Annotated in this window: 12 protein-coding genes and 1 pseudogene; 7 read left to right on the top strand and 6 right to left on the bottom strand. The window is 59.7% G+C overall.

All coding sequences use genetic code 11. The features are described from left to right. Positions 1-2: 2 nt before the first annotated feature. On the top strand, positions 3-326 hold the full coding sequence (locus tag QMA15_RS14065; protein ID WP_290285020.1) for a hypothetical protein: 324 nt from the start codon (positions 3-5) through the stop codon (positions 324-326). A gap of 120 nt (positions 327-446) precedes the next feature. Here the strand turns inward: QMA15_RS14065 and QMA15_RS14060 are convergent, their stop codons facing one another. The 6 genes from QMA15_RS14060 to QMA15_RS14035 all read right to left on the bottom strand — a co-directional run bounded on the left by QMA15_RS14060 (position 447) and on the right by QMA15_RS14035 (position 3,196). Continuing rightward, positions 447-650: a hypothetical protein gene (locus tag QMA15_RS14060; RefSeq protein WP_290285017.1), complete on the bottom strand. Its 204-nt coding sequence runs from the start codon at positions 648-650 to the stop codon at positions 447-449. A gap of 23 nt (positions 651-673) precedes the next feature. Further along, positions 674-1,126 carry a hypothetical protein gene (locus QMA15_RS14055; protein ID WP_290285016.1) on the bottom strand — a complete coding sequence of 151 codons (453 nt, stop codon included), beginning with the start codon at positions 1,124-1,126 and terminating at the stop codon, positions 674-676. Between the two features lie 55 nt (positions 1,127-1,181). Further along, positions 1,182-1,496 carry a hypothetical protein gene (locus QMA15_RS14050; RefSeq protein WP_290285014.1) on the bottom strand — a complete coding sequence of 105 codons (315 nt, stop codon included), beginning with the start codon at positions 1,494-1,496 and terminating at the stop codon, positions 1,182-1,184. Positions 1,497-1,736: 240 nt separating this feature from the next. Further along, the gene (locus QMA15_RS14045; protein WP_290285012.1) at positions 1,737-1,925 is read right to left on the bottom strand and encodes a hypothetical protein; all 189 of its coding nucleotides are present in this window, start codon (positions 1,923-1,925) and stop codon (positions 1,737-1,739) included. Positions 1,926-2,056: 131 nt separating this feature from the next. Continuing rightward, the gene (locus QMA15_RS14040; RefSeq protein WP_290285010.1) at positions 2,057-2,605 is read right to left on the bottom strand and encodes a hypothetical protein; all 549 of its coding nucleotides are present in this window, start codon (positions 2,603-2,605) and stop codon (positions 2,057-2,059) included. Between the two features lie 435 nt (positions 2,606-3,040). Then, complete coding sequence (locus tag QMA15_RS14035; protein ID WP_283569500.1) at positions 3,041-3,196, bottom strand: hypothetical protein; 156 nt, start codon at positions 3,194-3,196, stop codon at positions 3,041-3,043. A gap of 104 nt (positions 3,197-3,300) precedes the next feature. On the opposite strand from QMA15_RS14035, the pseudogene eccCb reads away from it, so the two are divergent. The 6 genes and pseudogenes from eccCb to rpsI form a co-directional block, all read left to right on the top strand. Next, positions 3,301-5,748: pseudogene (eccCb, locus tag QMA15_RS14030) on the top strand (type VII secretion protein EccCb); the annotation flags it as partial. Then, positions 5,745-7,247 carry a type VII secretion-associated protein gene (locus tag QMA15_RS14025; RefSeq protein WP_070796259.1) on the top strand — a complete coding sequence of 501 codons (1,503 nt, stop codon included), beginning with the start codon at positions 5,745-5,747 and terminating at the stop codon, positions 7,245-7,247. The pseudogene eccCb and the gene QMA15_RS14025, both read left to right, overlap by 4 nt. Before the next feature lie 182 nt (positions 7,248-7,429). Next, entirely contained in the window at positions 7,430-7,735 is a 306-nt protein-coding gene (locus tag QMA15_RS14020; protein ID WP_003940986.1) for a WXG100 family type VII secretion target, read from the top strand. Positions 7,736-7,822: 87 nt separating this feature from the next. Continuing rightward, on the top strand, positions 7,823-8,116 hold the full coding sequence (locus tag QMA15_RS14015; protein WP_003940975.1) for a WXG100 family type VII secretion target: 294 nt from the start codon (positions 7,823-7,825) through the stop codon (positions 8,114-8,116). A 289-nt stretch (positions 8,117-8,405) separates the two neighbouring features. Then, positions 8,406-8,849, top strand: a complete 444-nt coding sequence (gene rplM, locus QMA15_RS14010) for a 50S ribosomal protein L13 (protein WP_019747566.1) — start codon at positions 8,406-8,408, stop codon at positions 8,847-8,849. Beyond that, positions 8,846-9,358 carry a 30S ribosomal protein S9 gene (rpsI, locus tag QMA15_RS14005; RefSeq protein WP_019747567.1) on the top strand — a complete coding sequence of 171 codons (513 nt, stop codon included), beginning with the start codon at positions 8,846-8,848 and terminating at the stop codon, positions 9,356-9,358. The genes rplM and rpsI overlap by 4 nt, the downstream gene beginning before the upstream one ends. The last annotated feature ends 253 nt before the right edge of the window (positions 9,359-9,611 follow it).

Raw genomic sequence — 9,611 nt, 5'->3', positions numbered from 1 at the left:
CCGTGTACGCACAATTGTACGACGAGAACAATGGCCGTGTCAGTGGTGCTCGCGCACTTGCGATGCATCGGGCTTCGATGGAAAGGCTCGGTTGGTCTGAACCTGCTTTTCAGGATCTGCATTCGGGTATCTCGGATGAGGATGCTGCGCTGATCTGGCTCAGGACGAAGGTGATCCTGGAGCACCAGGCCAGTCGGTGGAATGCGTATTCGAAGGAGAACCGCGAAAGGTACCTACAGGAACGTCTCGCGCTGATCGACATGCCATCACAGGCAGGTATCGACGCGATGTACGGCCCTGCTGGTTTGCCTGAGCCAAAGAGCTAGAAACGATTGCCGCCCCACTGGACTTCTCGGTCTGGTGGGGCGGCTTTTCGTCGTTCAGTTACCTACTCGACAGGGGCAACAACTCGAAGAAACAACTAAACGATGAGCTCAAGCCGGGGCCTAGAGCAGATCAACGGGATCGTCGTACCTGACCACATATTCCTCCTGCTGTCCCTGCCTACTGACAGTCAAGGTCACCTGAAGTTGTTCTCGCCAGCCACCATCCTTCTCCGCCACACTTAGCAGCACAAACTCGCTGCCGTTGTGCACGAAGGTCCGCCCCTTGTGTGCATTCGTCAACTGATCGGCGGCAATGCTTTCCATCCCGGTTCTCCTTTGTCTGGTCGTCAGATATAGGTCGGCTTGATGAGGCGACCACCGAGCTGGGCTTTGATGTTCTTGCAGTTGTCGTTGATCGTCGTGTCACCGCAATTGATCATCCACTTCGAGCCCGCGACAAGCCCGTACTCGATTTTTAGTGGCTCCATCAGCGACGAGAAAATGCCGATGTTCTCAGCCTGGTCGGTATCCGAAGTGAAAACTGAGAGCACTGTTTCCGTGCCGGCTACCTCACAGGTTGCTGACTGTGTTGCATATCGGGTCGACTCGTTGATCGTGAAGTTCTCGCAGGGAAGACCGGCAGCAGCGAGGTCGTCCGCGATGCCTTGCGCCGAGTCATACTGCTGCGTTCCGGATTTCGGTTTGAAGGTTTCTTCTTCGGCGGTGTCATTGCTGGAGCATCCGCCGAGGATGAGTGCGGCCGAGCTGATGGCCGCTACTGCGGCGATTGTCCTGTTCATGCGAGTATTACTACCAGGTTGCTCAGACAGTGGATACCAGTCGGTCCGAAGTTTCTCAGTCAGATACCTCCTGCGCTTTCTTTTCCGCTAGGACGCGATCGTGAATGCCAAAGAACACCCGACGCAACAGAGCAAGTTGCGATTCGGATAGTGGTGGAGCCTCATCAACAACCATCTGCACCCATTCGTCCTGAGTCATCGGTTTGTTGTTCGTTGCTTGCGGTTCATAGTTGGGTTGTTGACGTGCGAATGGGCCGATTGCTCTTCTGCTTGCATTTTGTCGTAAGCCTGGCCGCAGCAGATCCTTCTGATCTTCGCTGAGGGGAGGAGCCTCATCGAGAACTCGCTGCACCCATTCCTGATGTGTCATCGACACTCTGTCCGTCACAGATGACTCCGGTCTGCAGATTCGAAAATTCGACAGATCGCATCCAACTGCGATTGAGACAACGGAGGCGCCTCATCAACCACCATGTCGAGCCACTCTTCGGTGGAGAGCTGCTTTGAGTCGTTCGGTGATTTGGTCACCACGAGTTTATATCAGCAGGGCTGCAATGGATTTGGCCCAAATGGGCCAAATTCCATCGCTCGTCTATCGCCCTACCAGCCCTTATGTCGTTTCACTGCGCGGCGTGTCGCTCTGGCTCGCTGCCCCCTCCCGTGAGCGTGGAGCGTTGACGACCACGGAAAACGCCTGCCGCAGTATGCGTATTTGCTCTTCGGTGAGGGGCGGCGCATCTGCGACTACTGCCTCGATCCATTCGTCGGTGGTGAGTAACGGCTTCTTTGAGTTGGTCACGACGGATGTATACCAGTCGAGGTCGTAGGTCCACTAATTCGACTGCGCCCCACCCGAATCGAGATGCTCGGGTGGGGCGCTATTTGTCGGTTCTGGCAGATCCTCAGCTGTACAATCTTGTACAGTTCGATCTACGTGGACTTGGTGAGGGACTGCGTGAACCACTCGTGAAGCGTGGCCAGAGTTTCGGGAGCGGCATCCGGGTTGCGCAGAACGTAGTGCGCAGTGCATGAGGCTGCGTCGTCGGCGACGTTAGTTCGGCGGGCAAGGTCGGCGAACACTGCGGGATGTACTGGCTTCGCGTTGGTCCACGGTTCGACCTTCTCCGGAGTGCCCACATGTGCGTCGTCCGTCGCGCAGGCACTTCCTCGTGCAGAATCAGCCTTCCGATACTCAACAGTTGCTTCGTGATCAGGCTGCAAAACCATCAACGTCTCCAACGCCTTCTGCAACGACTTCAGAAGCTCGAGACCCGATGTCAGGTCGACCTCAAGTTCGCGGCCGTGACTCTGCTCAACAAGAACGTCATATGCGGGAACTTCCCCTGGGGTGATCGTGGTGTGTGTCGTTACGCGCATCGCGTAGGCGGTGTCGGCCGCGGAGATGTCCTGCTTGGTGTGGGTGATTTGGTATGTGCCGTCGATGTCGACATCGAGATCGTAGGCGGGTGTTGAGTTCATGGGGTACTCCAAGTGTGATGCAGCGTCATTGGGCGCTGAGAATGCTTCTGGGGCATGTGTATTGGTGACCGCAGAGGGAACGGAGGGAGTAGCAGTGCAGGGCTGACCCCTGACGCAATAGGTCAGAGGACTGCCACAAGGGCCGCGTCGGTCACGTCGGTCGATTGCTTGGTATGTCCACAGTCCGGGAATTACTCGGGCTGTCGAGGCCGGGATGTTTGAATCAGCGCTACCGCTGCCACGCGGTTCCTGTCCGGGCTCGCCTTCAACAGGTGGCTGGATTCAATCGGAATGGGTGCTGCTACCCATCTGACGGGTGACTTCAACGGGGGCTAGCCGTCACACCCGTGTGGTTTCTACGGGCGCAGAGAATCGAACTGAGATCGGTGACCTACGGTTGCCGGAATGGTCCGAGCGTCACTGTCTCGGTGGGATTTATGCGCACCATCCCAGCGCTATGAGCGCTTTAAGGAAGCCGTATGTGGCGGCGTAGGTGATTGCGAGGATCAGCATCACGGCGGCGACTTCACGCACGTTCTCGCTGGTCGAAAGTTTGTCGGTAGCTCTTGCTACATTTTTCGTACGGTTCATCGGAGTTCCATTCCGGTTGGGCCGAGGCCCTGGCTGAGTGTTGGTAGCACTCGCTGGGGCCGTCTTTTTTGTGTGGATCCTTACAGTGGACAACCCTGACATCTGTTGGCCTGGAGGAGGCGCCGCACGTTGCTGCGATCATCACCAACCTTGCCGAGGAATTGGCGATGGTCGATCGTATGAAGGACGCGCTCGCCGGCGAAATGAATCGTCGACAGGAACTGCTGCGTGCGGCAGGAAACTTCGCAAACGTGTCCGATTACGAGAAGGCGAGGCTGGCCGGCGCTGCACTCGATCCGTTGCCTGCACTCTTCGTCGTTGTCGACGAGTTTTCCGAACTGCTCAGTCAACAGCCGGAATTTGCCGAATTGTTCGTGGCCATCGGGCGATTGGGCAGGTCACTTCACATTCACCTGCTGCTGGCCAGTCAGCGGCTCGACGAAGGAAAGCTTCGGGGTCTCGACAGCCATCTTTCGTATCGCGTCGGTTTGAAAACGTTCTCGGCGAACGAGTCCCGTTCCGTTCTCGGCGTTCCCGATGCTTATCACCTGCCGGGCACACCCGGTGCGGGATACCTGAAGTCCGATTCTGCGGAGATCGTTCGCTTCCAAGGAGCATACGTGTCAGGCCCGTACGAGGGCGAGCGGATAGTGCCCACTCGATTCTCGGTAGATTCCCCCGTCGAACTCGCGCCGCTGCCGTTTACCGCGACGCCCGTGGTCGGGCCAGAGGCTGTTGTCGTTCCCGTCGAGCCCGATGTCATCGACATGGGCGAAATCGGTGACGATGCACGTACTCTCATGGGAGTCCTCGTCGACCGCATGCGCTCTCACGGTCCACGCGCGCACGAGGTGTGGTTACCGCCGCTCGAGGCATCCCCGACGCTTGACCAGTTGTTGCCGCGGTGGGCGGCCGGTGATCAACCTCGCGGAAATCTGAGCGCACCCTTCGGCGTAGTCGACAGGCCGTTCGATCAGCGCCGCGATCTTCTCGTCGCCGATCTGAACGGATCAACGGGCAACCTCGCGATCGTCGGCGGCCCGCAGTCGGGAAAGTCGACGGCCTTGCGCACGTTGATCTTGTCTCTGAGCATGACGCACACGCCGGAACAGATTCAGTTCTACTGCCTCGACTTCGGCGGTGGAACGCTCCTCGGATTGAAAGATCTGCCGCACGTCGGATCGGTGGCAAACCGCTTGGATTCCGACCGCGTCCGCCGCACGGTTGCCGAGGTACTCGGTGTGGTCGCGAAACGAGAGCGACTGTTTCGTGACCTCGGCATCGACTCCATGGCTGATTTCCGAGGATTGCGAACAGCTGATCCTGCCGGGGAAGGTGTGGCGGCGGGACTCCGAGATGACCCGTACGGTGACGTCTTCCTCGTCGTCGATGGTTGGCCCAGCGTTCGTTCGGATTTCGAATCACTCGAGCCTCAGATCAACATGCTCGCCGGTCAAGGTTTGTCCTTCGGTGTGCACGTGATCGTCACGACGTCGAGGTGGGCCGAGATCCGGCCGGCACTCAAGGATCAACTGGGTACTCGCATCGAACTTCGATTGGGTGATCCGGGAGATTCGGATGCGGGTCGCCAGAAAGCCAGCCTGGTGCCGGAAGGTCGACCGGGTCGTGGCATCACGCGCGACGGGCTTCACCTTCTCACCGGACTACCTCGAATCGGCGGTTCGCCAGGTAGTGAGAATTCCGGTGGGTCTGTGGCGTCGACGGTCGAACATATTGCAGCCATGTCGAATTCGCGCCCGGCGCCCACCGTGCGGATGCTTCCGGATTCGTACTCGCGGGCAGAACTTCTCGAAGCTGTCGGAACCCGGTGGCCCTCACCGAGTGCGGCCGACGGTCGGTGCCTCACCGTGCCGATCGGGCTCGGTGAGACCGACCTCGCCCCGGTGTACATGGACTTCCGGGAACACCCACACTTCTTGATATTCGGCGACACCGCGTGTGGCAAGACATCTCTTTTGCGCGGAATAGCGGAAGGGATCATCGCGTCGAACACACCGGCGCAGGCCAAGCTGATTATCGGTGACTATCGGCATTCCCTGCTGGGAGTGGTCGAAGGGAATCACCTCGGCGGTTACTCGGCGTCGTCGACGACCTTCGGTGAGTTGATGGTCGACTTGGCTCGGATCGTCGCCGCCAGAATGCCGAACGCCGAAACAACACAGCAGCAATTACGGGAAAGGTCGTGGTGGAGTGGGCCGGAGATTTATGTACTGATCGACGACTACGACCTGGTGGCCACACCGAGTGGTAATCCGGTGGCGCCGTTGCTCGAATACATTCCGCATTCCAAGGACATCGGTTTGCACCTGGTGATTGCCCGCCGTTCCGGTGGCGCGGCCAGAGCACTCTACGAGCCGGTCATTGCGAGAATTCGCGACATGGCACCGGCCGGATTGATCATGAGCGGAAGTCGCGACGAGGGAAATCTCGTCGGCACCGTCCGCGCGTCGGCATTGCCGGAAGGTCGTGGGGTCTACGTTTCTCGGTCGCAAACCCAACTTGTCCAAGTTCCGTGGATGCCACCGCTGTGACCGTTCCGTCCTTGGTGTCGGTCTCGCTACATTGGGGTGCATCCAATATCTGGGTCGTCTCGGGTCAACGCGAATTCTGTTGCAGTGCAGACCTCAGACGCGAACCGGCGTCGGGTCCCGGTACGACCGGTGAAAATGCGATCGATTACGTCGACGACGATTATGTCGACGTAGATGGTCGGATTGTCCCCACCGTCCTGGAGCTGGCCAGGCTGATCTCCAGTGCGATGGACGGGTGCGGAATCGTCGATGCAGACATCCTCTATCTCAGTCATCCCTCGGACTGGGGTGCCCCACGCAGGCGGCGATTGCTCGATGCCGCACGGCGAGTGGCGCACGACGTCGTCCTCGTTCCGACGTCGGTCGCGGCGGCGAGGTCGGCTCGTACAGCCTGGCGATCACGGTGTGTCGTCCTCGAACTGCGTGGCGGAATGGTGGTCGCTTCTGTTGTCGTTGAGGTCGACGGTGAACTCCGAATCGACGGGGCACAAAGCTCGGCGATCGCAGACGTTGCGGGGTTGTTTTCCGGAATCGGGGACTTGTCGGTTCGGGACGCTGTGGTGTTGGTCGGGCCGCGCTCCCATGCCGTTGCGGCTTCGCTCGAACGTGGGTCGACGAATGTCCACGGCCATGCGAGCATTCGAATTCTGGACGAGAGTCGGGTGGCGTCGTCTCTGGTGGATCCTCGGACGCTCGTTCGCCAGACAACTGCGCGGGACAGTTCCGGTCGAATCGTCGACAATTCAGCTTTTGGCGCCGGGTGGGTAGGCGATCCGGATGGCGCGATGTCGATTCCTTCCGTGGACTCGACTGCCACCTCGCCCCGTCGAGTCGGCGGGTGGCACGGAGGCCGTCGACGGTTCGCGGCGGCGCTTGCGGTGCTCGCCGTCGTCGCTGCTGTCGCGGCAACGGTCGTGGTGTCGACTCGCGACCGAGGCGATTCTCGGTTGGCGGACTCGGTCGCAGCTGCGGCGGAAGACAAAGTCGAGATCGTGGAGGCGTCGAAAGAGCAGGAAAAGCCTGCGCCGAAGACTTCGATTCCGTCGATCGAGTCCGGTGTCACGCCGGAACTCACGCGTGTGGAGGTGGGGAGCGTTGCAGCAGAGCTGCCTTCCGATTGGAAGCTTCTGTCACGAGGGACCTCGAGCGGGCGCACCGATTTGATACCCAGTTCCGGCGCTGATCGCAAGATCGTGGTCATCGAGAAACGTCTTGCGGAAGGTGCTGGATTCGATTCCGTCGAAGCCGCTTTGCGTCAGCAGTTTTCGGCGTTCGAGGACCCATTGCGGTTCGGAGAGTTTTCTGTGATCGACGATGCCGCAGGAAAACAGGCAGTGGTGTACGTCGAGTTTCCGGACGATTTCTCCGAGGTGCGTTGGCGCGTGTACGTCGACAACGGTCGGCAAGTGAGTATCGGCTGCCAGTATCTGGTCGGTGAGTGGGACAGTCTCGAAGCGGACTGCCTGCGGATGTGGCAGTCACTCGAATTCACGCCCTGACCGGATCGGTCGGTTCTGCAAACATTCTTCGATCGGGCCGGAACCGTTGGCACGGAGGTCGCGTCAAAGTATGTGTAGCGCACATCAGGGAGTTCCGCTCGACCCCGGTGCACATCCGACGGACAAGCCGTCGTGGGTGGTCGCCGATACCGAACGGTACTCACCGAATCCAGGGGGACGACATGGGCTTTACCGCAACTACCGCTGAATTGATCGATTCGGCGGGGACCATCGACGGACATCTCGGTGACATCAGGGGACTGGTCAACGCTGTTCGGTCGGAGGCCGACGCTTCGCACAATTCGTGGAACGGTGCGGCGCAGGTCGAATACGCAGGAATCATGGAGCGATACAACAGCGCGGCCCTGAAGTTGGACACTGCTCTAACCGACATCTGCGAGCAGATCAAACAGGCTGCGGGAACCTTCGACTCGACCGAAGACGACAACGTCAGCTCGCTTCGCGGCGCGACGGTGAACATGTCCTGACCGTCAGCTCTTCGCCGTTCGATCAAGCAGTCCTCAGCCAGTAGTTCTCACAAAGTTCTCTCCAGTCACACCGAACCGGGAGCAGTTATGTCCGACAGGATCAAGTACGACTTCGGCGGCCTCGCAATGCTGTCCGATCAGATGAAACAGCAGGCCAAAGCGATCAACGACAAGCAGGGCGACATCAAGGTTGTCGTCGACAAGCTGCAAGCAGGCTGGGAAGGGGCAGGTTCCGAAGCCTGGAACGACGCACAGCGCCGCTGGGCCCAGGCGTCCGAAGAACTGAACATGGTTCTCGCGCAGATCGCCGGAGCGACGGCGAGCGGCTCGGAGAAGATGCAGGAAGCTGACCGGATCGCCGCAAACGGGTTCGGTCGCTGACAACATTCATGTCGTGACGACACCCCGACTGCCCCGGTACCGTCAGGTTGCCGGGGCAGTCGCATGTCGATCGCTTACCTGCTGGTTCCGGACGAGGGCATTGTCGGCGGAGATGGCTGCGCTTTGACCTGGCAGCGGGTAGACCGGTATCGTCTATCGGTGGCGTGCCGTAGGGCTCCGGCAGAAATGCGTGGAGACCGGCGGTTCTCGGGTCTCAACTGGCCGCCGAGGATCGTTTACGCGATACGCACATGGTCAGCAGTGGAATGAATTAAGACGAGGAAGATCTGTGTCTACGTACACCCCGAAGGCCGGAGATGTGACCCACTCGTGGCACGTCATCGACGCCACTGACGTGGTGCTCGGCCGTCTTGCCGTTCAGGCAGCGAACTTGCTGCGTGGCAAGCACAAGCCCACCTACGCGCCGCACATCGACGGTGGTGACTTCGTTGTCATCATCAACGCTGAGAAGGTTGCCATCAGCGGCAACAAGCTGCAGGGCAAGAACGTTTACCACCACTCCGGATTCCCGGGTGGCCTGAAGTCCCGCACTGTCGGTGAGGTCCTCGACAGGACTCCCGATCGTCTCGTCGAGAAGGCCATTGTCGGCATGCTCCCCAAGACGAAGCTCGGCCGCGCAATGAGCAGCAAGCTCAAGGTCTACGCGGGCCCGAATCACCCCCACACCGCGCAGCAGCCGGTGCCGTTCGAGATCAAGCAGGTCGCACAGTGACATCGCCGGAAGAGCAGAACGTGTCCGAAGAGAACATCGAAGCAGTGGAAGAGCTTGTCGCCGCTGACGCAGTCGAGGTCGTCGAAGAGGTTGCTGCAGCTACGCTCGCACCGATCGTCCTCGATCGCCCGGTCCAGACCGTCGGTCGCCGCAAGGAGGCTGTCGTTCGCGTCCGGATGACTCCCGGTACCGGTCAGTTCAAGCTCAACGGCCGTACGTTGGAGGATTACTTCCCCAACAAGGTTCACCAGCAGCTGATCAAGGCTCCGCTGGTGCTCGTCGAGCGTCCCGAGTCTTTCGACATCATTGCACTGCTGCACGGTGGCGGCCCGTCCGGTCAGGCAGGCGCACTGCGTCTGGCTATCGCGCGCGCACTCATCGAGGTAACCCCTGATGATCGTCCGGCCCTCAAGCGTGCAGGCTTCCTGACGCGTGACGCCCGCGCGGTCGAGCGTAAGAAGTACGGCCTGAAGAAGGCCCGTAAGGCATCGCAGTACTCCAAGCGCTGATGCTTTGCCGAGGTTGACCCGACGGGTCTGCTTCGGCACCTGTTCACCACAAGAGCGGGCGTCCATCGTTACCGGACGCTCGCTCTTGTGTTTCTCGGAGAAATTCCATTCTCGAGTTTCATTCTCGAGGTTCACAGGATTCAGGAGTCGTTCTATGGGTCGGTTGTTCGGTACTGACGGTGTTCGTGGACTTGCCAATTCGGATCTGACTGCAGATCTTGCATTGAGATTGGCGGTTGCCGCGGCGAGCGTA

This window comes from Rhodococcus sp. APC 3903 (assembly GCF_030407755.1).
Taxonomy (GTDB): Bacteria; Actinomycetota; Actinomycetes; order Mycobacteriales; family Mycobacteriaceae; genus Rhodococcus_F; species Rhodococcus_F erythropolis.
This window is presented reverse-complemented; position numbering and strand designations above follow the sequence as displayed.

Bases quoted from the DNA above. Each gene is read 5' to 3' on its own strand.
- QMA15_RS14015 (WP_003940975.1), top strand. From the start codon at position 7,823: ATGTCCGACAGGATCAAGTACGACTTCGGCGGCCTCGCAATGCTGTCC.
- QMA15_RS14055 (WP_290285016.1), bottom strand. From the start codon at position 1,126: ATGAACAGGACAATCGCCGCAGTAGCGGCCATCAGCTCGGCCGCACTC.
- QMA15_RS14035 (WP_283569500.1), bottom strand. From the start codon at position 3,196: ATGAACCGTACGAAAAATGTAGCAAGAGCTACCGACAAACTTTCGACC.
- QMA15_RS14060 (WP_290285017.1), bottom strand. From the start codon at position 650: ATGGAAAGCATTGCCGCCGATCAGTTGACGAATGCACACAAGGGGCGG.
- QMA15_RS14040 (WP_290285010.1), bottom strand. From the start codon at position 2,605: ATGAACTCAACACCCGCCTACGATCTCGATGTCGACATCGACGGCACA.
- QMA15_RS14020 (WP_003940986.1), top strand. From the start codon at position 7,430: ATGGGCTTTACCGCAACTACCGCTGAATTGATCGATTCGGCGGGGACC.
- QMA15_RS14050 (WP_290285014.1), bottom strand. From the start codon at position 1,496: ATGACACATCAGGAATGGGTGCAGCGAGTTCTCGATGAGGCTCCTCCC.